Genomic DNA, 15,477 nt, shown 5'->3' with positions numbered 1-15,477 from the left:
AGCGAAGACGCACACACGATCTGGAGGAGCGCGATGGAACGCGACATCTACGACGAGGACCACGAGGCATTCCGCGACCTGGTCAAGGACTTCATCAAGCGCCACGTCACGAACGAGGCCATCGAGCGCTGGGAGGCGGCCGGCGAGATCGACCGCGCGACCATGCTCGCGGCGGGCGAGGCTGGACTGATCGGGCTCTCCGTGCCCGAGGAGTTCGGCGGCGCCGGGATGCTGCAGGACTACCGCTTCCGCACCATCGTGATGGAAGAGGTCATCGCGGCCGGTGCGGGATCGCTCGCCGGCGCGTTCGGGATCCAGGACGATCTGGCCGTCCCCTACCTCGTGCACATGGGCACACCGGAGCAGAAGGCGAAGTGGCTGCCGCGCATGGCGACCGGCGAGGTGCTCGGTGCGCTCGCGATGACCGATCCGGGTGCCGGCTCCGACCTGCGCGGCATCAAGACCAATGCGAAGAGGGTCGACGGCGGCTACATCCTCAACGGCGCCAAGACGTTCATCTCGTCGGGGACCACGGCGGACATCGTCGTGACCTTCGTCAAGACCGGTGAGGGCAACCGTCCCGACGCCTTCAGCCTGCTGATCGTCGAGAAGGGCATGGAGGGCTTCGACCAGGGCAAGAAGCTCAGCAAGATGGGCTTCCACGGCTGGGACACGGCAGAGCTCAGCTTCACCGACGTGTTCATCCCCGAGGAGAACCTCATCAGCGGCAAGGAGGGGCAGGGTTTCATCCAGCTGATGATGAACCTGCCGCTCGAGCGCCTGTCGATCGGCGTCGCCGCGGCGGCTGCGGCTGAGGCGGCGACGAACTGGACCATCGCCTACACGAAGGATCGCGAGGCGTTCGGAGAGCGCATCGCCGACTTCCAGAACACCCGCTTCCGCCTCGCCGACATGGTCACCACCACCGAGGTGATGTGGGCGTACGTCGACCGCGCACTGCTCGCCTACAAGGACAGCAAGCTGTCGGCCGAGGACGCCGCGAAGGTCAAGTTCTGGACGACCGAGCGCGAGTGGGAGGTGCTCGACATGGGCGTGCAGTTGCACGGCGGCTACGGCTACATCATGGAGTACCCGATCGCGAAGGCCTTCACCGACGCCCGCGTGCACCGCATCTACGGCGGCACCAACGAGATCATGCGCGATCTCGTCGGACGTCAGATCGCTGGCAAGCGCTGATCGCCTGACGCGTGAAAGGAACGCCCTCGGATCTCCGGATCCGGGGGCGTTCTTTCGGTGATCGTCCTGCACAGGCGGGGCGCGCGCGGAGTTCCGCACCGGTTGCGCGAACAGGCCCGCAGGCGCAGTGCCGTCTCGCCAGGCTGGGCGGCATGAATCCTGAATCACTGCGCGAGCAGGTGCTCGAAAGCGACGATGACCTTCGCGATGCGCTGGAGCTGCTGCTCCAGCAGGCGAACCAGCGGCAGATGTGGCTGCTCTTCATCGACGGGAGAGGCCGGCTCGGCGAGCCCATCATGCCCATGGCCGACTACCCGAGCGATCCGCTCGAGACCGTGGTCGTGGAAGACCTCGGCGAGATCGGCCAGGCGCAGCTGCTCGCGCATCGAATGGGCCTGCTCTGGGAGCTCACCGGCAACGCCGCGGTCGTGCTGGTGTGGGAGCGGCCGGGCGGCGACGTCGTGGGTGGCGAGGAGGATGACGTCCGGATCTGGGCGCGGGCGATGCGACGTCGGGCGGCGGCGCTCGGGCTTCCGCTGCGGGCGCAGTTCTTCTTGCATGATCGCGGCGTGCGCCAGCTGCATGCCGATGACTGGGTCTGAGCGCGAGTCTCGACGGTCGGTATCGACGCCCCCGGATCCTCGGATCCGAGGGCGTTCTCCGTCTCTCGACCGGTGTCCTTCAGCCGTCGAAGGCTGGTTGAAAAAGATTGGTATTCAGTGTTGCTATGTACCGGTACTCAGTGTTACTGTCTACCGGTAGTCAACATCACTGAGTAGAAGAAGGAGGCGATCGCGATGGCGAGTCAGATGACCGAGATGCTCAAGGGCACTCTCGAGGGGATCGTCCTGGCGATCCTGGCCGAGCGATCGGCTTATGGATACGAGATCACCACGCGGCTGCGGGACGGAGGCTTCTCCGACATCGCGGAGGGCACGGTCTACGCGCTGCTGGTGCGGATCGAGCAGAGGGGCCTCGTGGATGTCGAGAAGGTCCCGTCCGAAAAGGGTCCGCCGCGCAAGGTGTACTCGCTCAACACGCAGGGGCGGGATCAGCTCGCCGAGTTCTGGAGGACCTGGAGCTTCCTCGCAGAGCACATCGAACAGCTCCGCCACACCGACAGCAGCACGACCGACACGAATGAAGGAGCCTGACATGGCCGCCAAGTGGATCGAAGCCCTCACCGGGTCCCTCGAACAGAAGAAGCAGTACCGCCAGTACAAGGCCCGCATCGAGGCCCTTCCCGAGCCCTACGGCACGGTCGCCAAGGCCACGGACCGCTACCTGATGATTGCCGGCGGCATCACCGACGGCGACGTCATGGTGACGATGCTCAGCGACCTCGCCGACCTCTGGGAGCGCGCGGCGGCCGACGGCACGCCGGTGCGCGACATCGTGGGCCACGACCCGGCCGAGTTCGCCGAGACGTTCGCCCGCGCTTACAACGGCAAGGTGTGGCTCGACAAGGAGCGCACCCGCCTCAACAAGGCGGTCGACGACGCCGCCCGGAAGGAGAAGTGACCATGACCACCCTCACCGCCCCCGCGATCCGCGTGCAGGGCGTCACCAAGGCGTTCAAGGACCTGCAGGTCCTGCGCGGCGTCGACTTCGAGGTCGAGCGSGGCAGCATCTTCGCCCTGCTCGGCTCGAACGGCGCCGGCAAGACCACGCTGGTGCGGATCCTGTCGACGCTGCTGAAGGCCGATGGCGGATCCGCGACCGTGCACGGCGTCGACGTCGCCTCGGCACCGAACGACGTGCGCGACGCGATCAGCCTCACCGGCCAGTTCGCCGCGGTCGATGAGATCCTCACCGGCCGCGAGAACCTCGTGCTCGTCGCGAAGCTGCGGCACCTGAAGGATCCGGGATCCGTGGCCGACGATCTGCTCGCCAGGTTCTCGCTCACCGACGCCGGCGGACGCCGTGCGGGCACCTACTCCGGCGGCATGCGGCGCCGGCTCGACATCGCGATGAGCCTGATCGGCAATCCGCCGGTGATCTTCCTCGACGAGCCGACCACGGGCCTCGACCCGCAGGCGCGGATCGAGGTCTGGGACACCGTCAAGGAGCTCGCGAAGGGCGGCACCACCGTGCTGCTCACCACGCAGTACCTCGACGAGGCGGAGCAGCTGGCCGACCGGATCGCGATCCTGCACGAGGGCACCATCATCCAGAACGGCACGCTCGCCGAGCTCAAGCGCCTCCTGCCGCAGGCGAAGGTCGAGTACGTCGAGAAGCAGCCCACTCTCGAGGAGGTCTTCCTCGCCCTGGTCGGCCCGTCCGCGGGCCCGGCCCCTGAGCCCGTCGAAGGGCCTGACACCAAGAAGGAGGCAGTGAAATGACCAGCCACGTCCTCAGCGACACCGGCACGCTCACCGGCCGTTCGCTCAAGCACATCCTGCGCAGCCCCGACACGATCATCACCACCGCAGTGACCCCGATCGCGCTCATGCTGCTGTTCGTCTATGTCCTCGGCGGGGCGATCCACACCGGATCCGACCAGTCGTACATCGACTACATGCTGCCGGGCATCCTGCTCATCACGATCGCCTCCGGCATCGCGTACACCTCGTACCGGCTGTTCCTCGACCTGCAGGGCGGCATCTTCGAGCGGTTCCAGTCCATGCCGATCGCGCGTTCGAGCGTGCTCTGGGCACACGTGCTCACCTCGCTGGTCGCCAACATCGTCTCGGTGGCGATCGTGGTCGGCGTCGCGTTCGCGATGGGCTTCCGCACCGGCGCATCCGTCGGGGCGTGGCTGGCGATCGCCGGCATCCTCATCCTGTTCACCCTCTCGCTGACCTGGCTGGCCGTGATCGCGGGCCTGAGCGCCAAGACGGTGGACGGCGCGAGCGCGTTCAGCTACCCGCTCATCTTCCTGCCGTTCATCAGCTCGGCGTTCGTGCCCACCTCATCGATGCCGGGTCCGGTGGCCTGGTTCGCCGAGTACCAGCCGGTGACGTCGATCGTGAACACCATCCGCGCGCTTTTCAACGAGCAGCCGGTGGGATCCAGCATCTGGATCGCCCTCGCCTGGATGGTCGGGATCCTCGTGGTCGCCTACGGCTTCGCGATCGCCATCTATCGGAAGAAGATCAGCTGAGCGCGCTCGTCTCATGAGCTCGTCGCCGGTCCGAACCGGATCGAACCGCCTTCGGCGCCCCGTGCGCCCGGAGGCGGTTCGAGGCGGTTCGGGCGGGATCAGCCCAGCGGTTCCGCCGCCGTCTCGCGCGCCGCGCGGGAGGCGGGAGAGGACGAGCCGATCCGCCAGTAGCCGCAGAAGCTGACCTGACCCTTGTCGACGCCGCGCTCGCCGACCAGAAGCTTGCGCGCACCGGAAGCCAGCGCCTGCTCGCCCGCGGCATAGGCGTGGAACGGCGCCTCGGGGAGAGCCAGATTGCGCAGTGCCGCCAGAGCGAGCACGCCGGGCCGGTCGGAGGGCGCGCGCACGAACCACTGCACGTCGATGCCGTCGGGATGCGGGAAGTCCAGCGCGTCCTCCGCGGACGGCGCCTCGAGCAGCACGGATCCGGTCGCATCCGTGGGCAGCGACGCGCAGATCCCGGCGATCGCGGGCAGAGCAGTCTCATCGCCGACGAGCACCACCCGGTCCGTGCCGCGCTCGGGGTTGAAGGTGAGGCCCTCATCGATCACGAGCACGTGCTCGCCCGGACGGCAGGTCTCGGCCCACCGTGAGGCCGGGCCCGCGGTGCCGTCGGCGGCGGAGCCGTGCAGCACGAAGTCCACGTCGAGCTCTGCCCCGGCCTCGGCCGCGGCAGGGCGGAACGCGCGCACGCTGTAGTTGCGCATGACCGGGCGCACGCCGTCGGGGATCCGGAGGAACTTCAGGTACCCCAGGGTGTGGTTGGCCTTGGCCGGCACTCGGCTCAGCGCCGCCTCGCCGCCGACAGGCAGGAAGAGCCGGAACCACTGGTCGAAGCCCATCGGCGTGAACCGTTCGATCTCGCCGCCGCCGAGGGTGACGCGGATCCAGTGCGGGGCGAGCCGCTCGGTCCGCAGCACGGTGAGGGGGACGAGCCCGGCCGAGGCCGGCTTGACCATCTTGCTGTATGCCATCGGAAACCTTTCATCTGTGTTTCGAAGTGCACAAATGGCTCCGAAATCGCGGTGCATGGAGCCATTTGCGCGCTTTGAATCCGGATCACGTCAGGATCAGGAGAGCCGCGGTGGCGGCGAGCATCAGGACCAGGAAGACGACGTCGCGCGCGCGGAACGGCACCTCGTGCCGCTCGGTGCGGGTGGGATGCGCGCCGAAGGCGCGCGAGTCCATGGCCAGCGCCACTCGCTCGGCATGCCGGATCGCGCTCGCCAGCAGCGGCACGATGTACCCCCAGCCGCGCGCGATCCGGGCGAACGGCCCGCGCCCGCCGTGCGTGCCGCGCACCCGGTGCGCCGCACGGATCACGCTCAGCTCGTAGCCGAAGCGCGGCACGAACCGATACGCCGCGAGCGCCGTGTAGCCGATCCGGTACGGGATCCGCAGCTGCTGCACGCCCGCACGCACCACGTCCGGCCCGGTCGTGGTGAGGCCGGAGATGAGCGAGAGCGCGAGGATCGCCGCCAGCCGCAGTCCCGTCGCGAACCCGGCCTCGAGCGCGCCGGCGTGCAGCTGCCATGCGCCGATCTGCAGCACGGCGGGGGTCGCGGCGACCTGTGCCGGATCCGTCCACAGCGCCATGGACAGCCCCAGCACGAGGATCCCCGCGGGGATCGCGAGCAGCAGCACCGCCCAGATCCGCGCGGTCAGTCGCGCGCCCGTCAACAGCACCATGTAGGCGAGCACCAGGAATGCGACCGGCGTCGCGAGGTCCCGCACGAACAGCAGCAGCGCCATCGCGGGCAGCAACGCTCCGAGCTTGGCGAGCGGGTTCAGGCCGTGCAGCCAGGCGCGCGCCGGTGCCGACGGCTGCTCGGCGTATGGATCCGGCGGGTTCGGAGGCGTGTCCGCGACGCCCGCGGTGACAGGCGGATTCGGGTCCGGGAGCACGTCGTCCCGCGGATCAGCACGTGACGCAGGAGATGACGAAGTGTCGGAGCCGAGGCTTGCGTCGGATACCCGATGCGCCCGCCTCGCGTCCAGCGGGCGCGAGGCAGTGCCGGTCTCGTCGGCCACGACCGATGAGACAGCGCGCTCGTCGTTGAGCAGTCCGCGCAGCGCTGGCGGGACCGCCGCGTACGCCGTCGGGAGCGGGATCAGGCCATCGCGCACGAGCGCCGGGGTGGGGCCGGCGGCGGCGACCGCACCGTCTTCGACGAGCACCGTATGGGTCGTGTGCCGCACCACCAGGTCGAGGTCGTGCGTCACGAGCACGATCGTCGTGCCGTCGGCGCGCAGCTCTCGGAACAGAGCGAGCAGCTCGTCGGTGCGGCGCAGATCCTGTCCGAACGTCGGCTCGTCGAGCACGAGGATGCGGGGGCGCGTGATGAGCGCGGTTCCCACCGAGAGCCGGCGCTTCTCGCCGCCCGAGAGCAGGTACGGGTGCGTGGCGGCCTTGTCTGCGAGGCCGAACCGATCGAGCATCGCCCCGATGCGCTCGGCGATCTCCGCGGGTGGGGTACGGCGCAGCCGAAGGCCGTGCGCCAGCTCGTCGAACACCGTGTGCGCGATGAACTGGTGCTCCGGGTTCTGGAATACGAAGCCGACGTGCGCGGCCAGCGTGCGTGGTGACGCGGTCGCCGGGTCGATACCCAGGAGCCGGACGGTCCCGCGCGGCGGTGGCACCACTCCGGCCAGCGCCTGCACGAGCGTCGTCTTGCCCGCGCCGTTCGGCCCGATCACCGCCGTGATCGACGCGGGCGCGATGTCGAGGTCGATCCCACGCAGGATCGGCGTTCGCCTGCGGACGACGTCCAGGCCGCGCACGGCGATGACCGGCTTCGGTGCATCAGCCGGACGAAACTCAGTCGATTCGGTCGGTTCCGCGTCGAAGAGGGCGCCAGCGGCCCGAATCGACTGAGTTTCGAACAGCGATGCGTCCACACCCACGCCGCGAAGGGCGCCCGCGAGCTCCGTCGCTGTGAGCGGAAGCGGGGCGATCGGATCCACCCTGAGCGACCGCAGCCGGTCGTTCAGCCGCCGCGCGGCGAGGGCGGCCGTCGGCAGGCGCACGCCGAGCGCCACCAGCTCGTCGGCGTGCTCGCGCAGAATCGACGCGGCGGGGCCGTCGAAGGCGACCCTTCCGTCGTCGTCGAGCACGATGGCGCGCGTCGCGAAGCCGGGCTCGACCGTGCTCCGCGGGCTCAGGAACCACTCCGCGTCGAGGTCGTGCTCGACGAGGACGATCGCGCGCGTCGGCCCGGCGAGGCTCGCAAGCGCCGCATGCACCTCGGCGGTGCCGGACGGGTCGAGGTTCGCCGTGGGCTCGTCCAGGATGAGCACCGGGGCGGACGTCGCGAGTGCGGCGGCGATCGCCAGACGCTGCTTCCCTCCGCCGGACAGCCGGTCGGGATTCTCGTCGCGGCGCTCCCACAGGCCCATGCGGCGGAGGGCGTGCTCGGTGCGTTCCAGCACCTCGTCCACGGGCAGGCACAGATTCTCGAGCGCGAACGCCGTTTCGTCCAGGACGGATCCGGTGACGATCTGCGCATCCGGATCCTGGAACACGGTGCTGACATCCCGGCTCAGCTCTGCGACGGGCGTGGTGGCGGTCTCATGGCCGCGGACCGCGACGGTGCCGGTGATCTCGGCGTCGAGCGAGTGCGGGATCAGCCCGCCGAGCGCGAGCGCGAGCGTGGACTTGCCGGATCCGGACGGGCCCAGGAGGAGTACGACCTCGCCGGCGTTCACATCGAACGAGACGTCGCGGACCGCGGGATCGCCCGCGCCGCGATGCGTGACCGTGAGATCGCGCACGCGCAGAAGCGGGGCGGAGGGCATGGGGTTCCGTTCGGGAAGGGCTGCTTAGGCAAGCCTAACCTAGTGGGGCTGGAACCCTCGGGGTGCAGGGCGTCGGCCAGCGACGTCGGCGAAAGGTCGACGCCGTGCGGGGGCGCTCGCGAGGGGGCGCGCTCAGTGCGGGGCGACGCCGGCGCGACGCAGCGAGATGCCGATGCGCAGGCCGATCGCGGTCCAGGCGATCGGGCCGAGCACTGCCAGCGGGAGGTAGATGATCCGCGCCCAGAGCGGCAGCTTCTCCAGGTCGACGACGAACCACACCACGACCGCGATGATCACGCCGATGATCACCGCCGAGACGAAGAACCTCCAGGCGCCCCAGGCGCGATACCGGGTGAGGGCGGCGACGCCCTCCTGGATGAGACCGAACAGCAGCGCGGTGCCGAGGAAGCGCGGGAACCAGATCGGGTTGAAGGCGCTCGCGACGAGCGCGGCGAGCACATGCGTGAGGAGTGCGACCAGCGGCCGGCGCAGCACCTCCTGCGCGATGATCCCCGGCAGCACATGCGAGCCCAGAACCAGGCCGTAGGCGAACGGCGCGCCGGCGATCACGGGGATCGTCACCCAGCCGGCGGCGGCGCCGAGCAGGCCCGTGGCGACCCCGATGGCGGCGCAGACGAGCAGGATCCGCGTGGGCAGCGGGGAGCGGGCGGGCACCCGTCCAGCGTACCGGCGCTCCCGGGCGGATCGGTCGGGAGCGATCCCCGGTCAGATCCTCCGGCGCCGTGGCATGAGGTGCACGGGCGGGATCGGCGGAGCAGGCACCCGCTCGTCGCCGTGACCGGCGACGTGACCGAACCGGTCGGATCCGGCTTCCCAGTCCTCGCGCGCCTGCGCGATCTCCTCGTGGCTGCGGGCGGCGAAGTTCCACCACATCACGAGGTCCTGTTCGAAGGGCTCGCCGCCGAGGAGGAAGAGCAGCGCCCCGCTCTCGCTCGACACGGTGACGTCCTCGCGGGAGTCGCCGAGGAACAGCACGTCGTCCGTGGAGAGCGCGGTCTCGGCCAGGTCGGATCCGGAGACACGGGCGTCGCCCTCGACGAGCAGCAGACCGTGCTCCCAGGCCGGATCGAACGGCAGCACGACGGATGTGCCGCGCTCGAGGCGGATCTCCGCGCCCACGATCGGCGTATAGGCCGTCGCGGGGGAGTCGACGCCYGCATAGGAGCCCATCACCACGGTGACGTCGGCGTCGGATCCGGTCTCGGCGGGAAGCGTTAGACCCGGCAGCGACAGGTGCTGTTCGAAGCCGGGCGCACCGGTGGCGGCGCCGTCGGGCAGCACCACCCAGAGCTGCAGCGCGTCGAGCGGGCCGGCCTCCTCGCCCACCGAGTACTCCGAATGCGCGATGCCGTGCCCGGCCGTCATGAGATTGAGCTGCCCGCGGCGCAGCACGACATCGCTGTCGATCGTGTCGCGGTGCCGGATCTCGCCGACGAGCGGCCAGGTCACGGTCTGCAGGCCGATGTGCGGATGCGGTTCCACACGCATGCGCACCTCGGCGGGGCCGAACCGGTCGAGGAAGCACCAGGCGCCGATCGTCGGTACATCTTTGCTGGGCAGCACACGCAGCACGTTCATCGCACGCACGCCACCGAGCGGAACCTCGCGCGCCTCGAGCACCGCTGCGCGCGGCCCGTGCAGGCTCATGCGGATCCGTCCGGGGCCGTCGGGAATCGCACCTTCGCGCCAGGGACCTCGTGCGTGCGGAGGTACTTGTTGATGTAGGGGCAGTACGGCACGATCGTGTCGCCCGTGGCCACCGCGTCGGCCAGCGCGCCCGCGGCGAGCTGCGCGGCGAGGCCCTGACCCTGGAACTCCGGATCCACCTCGGTGTGGATGAACAGGATCATCCCCGGGCGCCGCTGGAACTCGGCGAACCCGGCGAGCGCGCCGTCGCTGGTGATCTCGTAGCGCGACTCGGCCTCGTTCAAGCTCACGGCGATCTCGGGCATCGTGCTCCTTCGTGCGGTGTCGTGCGTCCAACATATGCCCGGACGGAGACACCCGGGGCGGGCGGAGTCGTCGTCCAGCGCCACCGGCTCGCAATTTCGAAGGATAAATGCATCTCGACAGGAAGAATCGCGGATCCGGATCCTGCGGAATTGCATTCATCCTTTCGAGTTGAGGGCAGGGCGGGCTGGAACCCGGGGGGGCGGGCGCAGTTGGGGGCCGGGCGAGACCTGTGGACAGCGGCCTCCGGTGTCGGCCCCGCTCGTTACGCTGGATGCATGCCCCAGAACGATCCGCGCGACCCCTATGCGGATCTGCCGTGGTCCGATGCGCCCCTGGATGACCCCTACGCCGACATGCCGTTCAGCGACGAACCCTGGGATGCGGCGCCCCCGCCCGAGGAGGGCGATTGGGCGGGAACGCCGGGCGCCGTTCCGCAGGGGAGCTTTCCCGCGCCCGCTGCTGTTCGACAGGCTCAGCGACCGGCGACGCCGGCGCCGAGCCGGTACGCCACGGCTCTGGCCGCGCTCACCGCGGTCTACGGCTACGACGCGTTCCGCGGAGACCAGGCCGCGATCATCGACCAGGTCGTCGGCGGCGGCGACGCCGTGGTGCTCATGCCCACCGGCGGTGGCAAGAGCCTCTGCTACCAGATCCCCGCGCTCGTCCGCGAGGGCACGGGCCTGGTGGTCAGCCCGCTCATCGCGCTCATGCACGACCAGGTCGACGCTCTGCGCGCCAACGGCGTGCGCGCCGCGTACCTGAACTCGACGCAGACGGCGGCCGATCGGGCAGAGGTCGAGCGCGCGTACCTCGCGGGCGACCTCGACCTCGTCTACGTCGCGCCCGAGCGGCTCTCGAACGCGCAGACCCTGGGGCTCCTGCAGCGCGGATCCCTCAGCGTCATCGCGATCGACGAGGCGCATTGCGTGTCGCAGTGGGGGCACGACTTCCGGCCGGACTACCTCGCCCTCGGCGGCCTCGCCGAGCGCTTCCCGGGCGTTCCCCGCATCGCGCTCACGGCCACCGCCACCCGCGAGACGCACCGCGAGATCACCGAGCGGCTGCACCTGCCGCAGGCGAAGCACTTCGTCGCGAGCTTCGACCGACCCAACATCCAGTACCGGATCGAGCCCAAGGTCGACGTTCGCAAGCAGCTGGTCTCGTTCATCCGCACGCAGCCCGAGGGATCCGCCGGCATCGTCTACGCGCTCAGCCGCTCCTCGGTCGAGCAGACGGCCGAATACCTCAGCGCGCAGGGTCTGGACGCGATTCCGTACCACGCAGGGCTCGACGCCGGCACACGCGCGGCGCACCAGTCCCGGTTCCTCCGTGAGGACGGCGTGATCGTCGTCGCCACGATCGCGTTCGGCATGGGCATCGACAAGCCCGATGTGCGCTTCGTCGCGCACGTCGACCTGCCCAAGTCCGTCGAGGGCTATTACCAGGAGACCGGTCGCGCCGGTCGCGACGGCGAGCCCTCGGTCGCGTGGATGGCCTACGGCCTCGGCGACGTGGTGCAGCAGCGCCGCTTCATCCAGCAGGGCGAGGGTGACCGCGCGATCAAGCAGCGGCAGAACCAGCACCTCGACGCGATGCTCGCGCTGTGCGAGACCGTCGACTGCCGGCGGCAGAACCTGCTCGGCTACTTCGGGCAGGACTCCGGGCCGTGCGGCAACTGCGACACCTGCCTCACCCCACCCGACAGCTGGGACGGACTCGTCCCCGCACAGAAGCTGCTCTCCACGATCGTGCGGCTGCAGCGCGAGCGCCGTCAGTCGTTCGGCGCCGGGCATCTCATCGATATCCTCCGGGGCGCCTCCACGGAGAAGGTCCGCAAGTTCCGGCACGACGAGCTCGCCACCTACGGGATCGGATCCGATCTCGCCGATGCGCAGTGGCGCTCCGTCGTGCGGCAGCTTCTCGCACAGGGCCTCATGCAGGCGCAGGGCGAGTACGGCACGCTCGCGGTCAACGAGGCGAGCGGCGGGGTACTGGCCGGGACGACGCCGGTGAAGCTGCGCCACGACGTGGTCACCCGTGCCGGGTCCTCCGGGGGCGGGCGCTCCGCGAAGAGGAGCGCCGCGGAGGCGCTCGCCGAGGGCGACCGCGACTTGTTCGAGGCGCTGCGCGCATGGCGGGCGCAGACCGCTCGCGAGCAGGGCGTGCCCGCGTACGTCGTGTTCGGCGACGCCACGCTGCGCGCGCTCGCCGAGCACCGCCCCGCGAAGGCCGCGGATCTGGTCGGCATCAGCGGTATCGGCGAGAAGAAGCGCGAAGCATACGGCGAGGCCGTGCTCGAGGTCATCGCGGCCGAGGGCTGATCCTCACCGCCGGCCGCCGCTGCACCGACCATCTCGGATCCCAGACGAGCGGCTCGACACGGGGCGATCGGATCCGCTTGCGGAGTGGCACGATGGGAGTCCGGCAGGGCCCGCACCACGGATCCTGCCCGCACCACACGTCGCGGTCGTCGCCGATCGCGACGGCTCGCCGCATCCCGGCGGGACCCCAGCAGCCGGTTCGAAGACGACCTCAGCGATCCGGGCCGCCGTTGCCCGCGCCGCCCTCGGCGCTCCCGCCGGAAGGGAATCCGCCGATGACCAGCACGATCGACACCGCGCACGCACCAGGCATGCCGGCGAGCACCTGGCGGCTGCGCAGCGACGCCTGGGAGTTCCTGCGCTTCGCGGTCAAGCGCCTCGCGGTCGAATCCGACGCCCGTGACGCCGTCGCCAACCGCGACGAGATCCGGCGCTCGCTGCGGGCGCTCGAGACGATCGAGCTGTACTGGGCCGGTTTCGGGCAGCGCTACGTGCGACACATCCGGGAGCTGATCGAGCAGGGCGACGCGGCCACCGCCCTGGAGCGCATCGGGCGGGTGGTGCATCGCCTGCGCGGCACGTCCGTGCCGGGCGGGACCGATCCGGTGCTCGACGAGGCCGATCTCGCCGAGCAGCAGGACGATGCCGATCCGCGCACGCGGTTCGAGGTGCTGCTCATCGACGAGACCACCCCGGCGGATCGTGACGCGATCCTGTCCGAGGGGCGACGACTGCGCACCGATGCGGACGACTTCATCTACGACTTCGTGATCGTGCCGTCGGCGGACGACGCGATCGCGGCGCTGCTCACGAACCCGAACATCCTCGCCTGCATCGTGCGGCCGGGGTTCAGCGATCGCAGCCACCAGGTGCTCAGCGGTGACCTTCAGGAGACGATCGCGCTCGCGCACGAGCAGGCGGCGATCGCGCCCGCCGCGGCGCGCAGCTCGATCCCCTCGGTGCAGCGGGTGCTGCGTCTCGCCGACACGCTGCACGCCCTGCGGCCGGAGGTCGATCTGTACCTGGTCGCCGGCGCGCACATCGAGGATCTGGCGGGAGCTCTCACGCATCGGTTCCGCCGGGTGTTCCGGCGCGAGGATCAGCTCGAGCTGCATCTGTCGCTGCTGCGCCGGGTCTCGCACCTCTACGACGCGCCGTTCTTCGCGGCGATCCAGAACCACGCCCGCCGCCCGGTCGGGGTGTTCCACGCCCTGCCGGTGGGACGAGGCGGATCCGTCGTCACCTCGAAGTGGATCCGTGATCTCGCCGACTTCTACGGCATGAATCTCCTGCTCGCCGAGACCTCGGCGACATCCGGAGGATTGGACTCGCTGCTCGCACCGACCGGCGCGATCAAGAAGGCGCAGGATCTGGCGGCGCGGGCGTTCGGGGCGCAGCGCACCTTCCTCGTCACCAACGGCACGTCCACGGCGAACAAGATCGTGCACCAGGCGCTGGTGGAGCCGGACGACGTGGTGCTCGTCGACCGCAACTGCCACAAGTCGCACCACCATGCGCTCATGCTGACCGGCGGACGCACCGCGTATCTCGAGGCGTATCCCCTCGACGACTTCGCGTTCTACGGTGCGGTGCCGCTGGAGCGGATCAAGCGGCTGCTCCTCGACTACCGTGCTGCAGGCCGGCTGCACGAGGTGCACATGATCACACTGACGAACTGCACGTTCGACGGCATCGTGTACGACCCGGCTCGGGTGATGTCGGAGTGCCTCGCGATCAAGCCCGACCTGGTGTTCCTGTGGGACGAGGCGTGGTTCGCGTTCGCGGCGTTCCACCCGGTGACCCGGCAGCGCACGGCGATGGCCTCGGCCAAGCGCCTCGAAGAGCGGCTGCGCTCGACCGCGCACGCGGCGGCGTACCGCGCGCAGCGTGCGCGGCTGTTCGACGCGGAGACCGGCGAACCGCAGGACGACGAGGCGTGGATGCGGGAGGAGCTGATCCCCTCGCCCGACGCGCGGATCAGGGTCTACGCGACCCAGTCGACGCACAAGACGCTGACCGCGCTCCGCCAGGGATCCATGATCCACGTCTACGACCAGGACTGGGCGCTCGAAGCGGAGTACGCCTTCCACGAGGCGTTCATGACGCACACCTCGACCTCGCCGAACTACCAGATCCTCGCCTCGCTCGACCTCGGCCGACGCCAGGTCGAGCTCGAGGGCTTCGAGCTCGTGCAGCGCCAGCTCGACCTCGCGACCAGCCTCGCCCAGTCCGTCGCTCGGCACCCGCTGCTGCGTCGCACCTTCCGCGTGCTCACGATGCGCGATCTGATCCCGCCGGAGCACCGTCGCACCACCCGGCCGATGCCGCTGCGCGACGGTCTCGCCGCGATGTGGCGGGCCTGGCGCGATGACGAGTTCGTGATCGACCCCAGCCGGGTCACGATCGAGATCACGCGCACGGGCGTCGACGGCGACACCTTCAAGCACACGCACCTCATGGATCAGTACGGGATCCAGGTCAACAAGACGAGCCGCAACACGGTGCTGTTCATGACGAACATCGGCACCTCCCGCAGCGCGATCGCCTACCTGATCGAAGTTCTGGTGAAGCTCGCCGAGCGGTTCGAGCGAGATCGTGCGACGCAAGGCCTTCCCGAAGTTCGCGCCGAGGACGATCCGATGCCGCCGCTGCCGGACTTCAGCGCGTTCGCGCCGGCCTATGCGCACCCCTCGGGCCTGCCGGACGGCGATCTGCGCGGCGCGTTCTACGACGGGCAGCGGCGCGGTCTGATCGAGTACGCGACGCCCGACGATCTGCGCGAACGGGTCGCGCGAGGGGAGCAGCCGGTCTCGGCGGGCTTCGTGACGCCGTACCCTCCCGGATTCCCCGTGCTCGTGCCGGGCCAGATCGTCACCGCGGAGGTGCTCGAGTTCATGGCCGCGCTCGACACGCGGGAGATCCACGGCTTTGACGCGGCTCGCGGCTACCGGCTGATCCGCTGACCGCCGATCCGCCGGGAACGGCGTCGGCGGGTCGTGACCTGTGGAGTCGCCACAACCGCCTGGATCCTCGTCGGCGGCATCTGTTAGCAGAAGTCCACAGCCGCCTTCGCCCCACGTTGTGCCA

General features: G+C 69.8%; 13 protein-coding genes and 1 pseudogene. 8 read left to right on the top strand and 6 right to left on the bottom strand.

From position 1 onward, the window contains the following. Positions 1-33: 33 nt before the first annotated feature. The 6 genes from AC1DMN_RS08580 (at position 34) to AC1DMN_RS08555 (ending at position 4,300) form a co-directional block, all read left to right on the top strand. On the top strand, positions 34-1,197 hold the full coding sequence (locus tag AC1DMN_RS08580; RefSeq protein WP_441977335.1) for an acyl-CoA dehydrogenase family protein: 1,164 nt from the start codon (positions 34-36) through the stop codon (positions 1,195-1,197). A 152-nt stretch (positions 1,198-1,349) separates the two neighbouring features. Next, positions 1,350-1,799 carry a hypothetical protein gene (locus AC1DMN_RS08575; protein WP_477229736.1) on the top strand — a complete coding sequence of 150 codons (450 nt, stop codon included), beginning with the start codon at positions 1,350-1,352 and terminating at the stop codon, positions 1,797-1,799. A gap of 195 nt (positions 1,800-1,994) precedes the next feature. Next, positions 1,995-2,351 (top strand): PadR family transcriptional regulator, encoded by a 357-nt coding sequence (locus AC1DMN_RS08570; RefSeq protein ID WP_440733138.1) that lies wholly within the window; start codon positions 1,995-1,997, stop codon positions 2,349-2,351. 1 nt (position 2,352) lies between these two features. Then, positions 2,353-2,718 (top strand): DUF1048 domain-containing protein, encoded by a 366-nt coding sequence (locus tag AC1DMN_RS08565; RefSeq protein WP_477229735.1) that lies wholly within the window; start codon positions 2,353-2,355, stop codon positions 2,716-2,718. Positions 2,719-2,720: 2 nt separating this feature from the next. Beyond that, complete coding sequence (locus AC1DMN_RS08560) at positions 2,721-3,539, top strand: ABC transporter ATP-binding protein (protein ID WP_440733140.1); 819 nt, start codon at positions 2,721-2,723, stop codon at positions 3,537-3,539. Next, positions 3,536-4,300 carry an ABC transporter permease gene (locus tag AC1DMN_RS08555; RefSeq protein WP_477229734.1) on the top strand — a complete coding sequence of 255 codons (765 nt, stop codon included), beginning with the start codon at positions 3,536-3,538 and terminating at the stop codon, positions 4,298-4,300. The genes AC1DMN_RS08560 and AC1DMN_RS08555 overlap by 4 nt, the downstream gene beginning before the upstream one ends. Positions 4,301-4,398: 98 nt before the next feature. On the opposite strand, the gene AC1DMN_RS08550 is transcribed toward AC1DMN_RS08555, so the two are convergent. From AC1DMN_RS08550 to AC1DMN_RS08525, 6 genes and pseudogenes are all read right to left on the bottom strand, one after another. Continuing rightward, positions 4,399-5,274, bottom strand: coding sequence for a siderophore-interacting protein (locus AC1DMN_RS08550; RefSeq protein ID WP_477229733.1), 876 nt, complete (start codon positions 5,272-5,274; stop codon positions 4,399-4,401). 85 nt (positions 5,275-5,359) lie between these two features. After that, positions 5,360-6,100 (bottom strand): energy-coupling factor transporter transmembrane component T family protein, encoded by a 741-nt coding sequence (locus tag AC1DMN_RS08545; RefSeq protein WP_477230348.1) that lies wholly within the window; start codon positions 6,098-6,100, stop codon positions 5,360-5,362. 516 nt (positions 6,101-6,616) lie between these two features. Next, positions 6,617-8,095 (bottom strand): annotated as a pseudogene (locus AC1DMN_RS08540) (ABC transporter ATP-binding protein); the annotation flags it as partial. A 132-nt stretch (positions 8,096-8,227) separates the two neighbouring features. Then, entirely contained in the window at positions 8,228-8,770 is a 543-nt protein-coding gene (locus AC1DMN_RS08535; protein ID WP_477229732.1) for an ECF transporter S component, read from the bottom strand. A 51-nt stretch (positions 8,771-8,821) separates the two neighbouring features. Further along, complete coding sequence (locus tag AC1DMN_RS08530) at positions 8,822-9,763, bottom strand: pirin family protein (protein ID WP_440733145.1); 942 nt, start codon at positions 9,761-9,763, stop codon at positions 8,822-8,824. Further along, on the bottom strand, positions 9,760-10,068 hold the full coding sequence (locus tag AC1DMN_RS08525; protein WP_441977330.1) for a GNAT family N-acetyltransferase: 309 nt from the start codon (positions 10,066-10,068) through the stop codon (positions 9,760-9,762). The genes AC1DMN_RS08530 and AC1DMN_RS08525 overlap by 4 nt, the downstream gene beginning before the upstream one ends. A 276-nt stretch (positions 10,069-10,344) precedes the next feature. Here AC1DMN_RS08525 and recQ point away from each other — a divergent pair, with 276 nt between their 5' ends. Both recQ and AC1DMN_RS08515 read left to right on the top strand, forming a co-directional pair. Beyond that, positions 10,345-12,390: a DNA helicase RecQ gene (gene recQ, locus AC1DMN_RS08520; protein WP_477229731.1), complete on the top strand. Its 2,046-nt coding sequence runs from the start codon at positions 10,345-10,347 to the stop codon at positions 12,388-12,390. A 275-nt stretch (positions 12,391-12,665) separates the two neighbouring features. Continuing rightward, entirely contained in the window at positions 12,666-15,353 is a 2,688-nt protein-coding gene (locus tag AC1DMN_RS08515; RefSeq protein WP_477229730.1) for an aminotransferase class I/II-fold pyridoxal phosphate-dependent enzyme, read from the top strand. Positions 15,354-15,477: the final 124 nt, after the last annotated feature.

The sequence above is a fragment of the Microbacterium sp. 01T413_2 genome (genome assembly GCF_056398985.1).
Note: the sequence above shows the minus strand (reverse complement) of the source record. Positions and strands in the feature narration are given on the sequence as shown.

Bases quoted from the DNA above. Each gene is read 5' to 3' on its own strand.
- AC1DMN_RS08550 (WP_477229733.1), bottom strand. From the start codon at position 5,274: ATGGCATACAGCAAGATGGTCAAGCCGGCCTCGGCCGGGCTCGTCCCC.
- recQ (WP_477229731.1), top strand. From the start codon at position 10,345: ATGCCCCAGAACGATCCGCGCGACCCCTATGCGGATCTGCCGTGGTCC.
- AC1DMN_RS08555 (WP_477229734.1), top strand. From the start codon at position 3,536: ATGACCAGCCACGTCCTCAGCGACACCGGCACGCTCACCGGCCGTTCG.
- AC1DMN_RS08570 (WP_440733138.1), top strand. From the start codon at position 1,995: ATGGCGAGTCAGATGACCGAGATGCTCAAGGGCACTCTCGAGGGGATC.
- AC1DMN_RS08575 (WP_477229736.1), top strand. From the start codon at position 1,350: ATGAATCCTGAATCACTGCGCGAGCAGGTGCTCGAAAGCGACGATGAC.
- AC1DMN_RS08565 (WP_477229735.1), top strand. From the start codon at position 2,353: ATGGCCGCCAAGTGGATCGAAGCCCTCACCGGGTCCCTCGAACAGAAG.
- AC1DMN_RS08580 (WP_441977335.1), top strand. From the start codon at position 34: ATGGAACGCGACATCTACGACGAGGACCACGAGGCATTCCGCGACCTG.
- AC1DMN_RS08525 (WP_441977330.1), bottom strand. From the start codon at position 10,068: ATGCCCGAGATCGCCGTGAGCTTGAACGAGGCCGAGTCGCGCTACGAG.
- AC1DMN_RS08515 (WP_477229730.1), top strand. From the start codon at position 12,666: ATGACCAGCACGATCGACACCGCGCACGCACCAGGCATGCCGGCGAGC.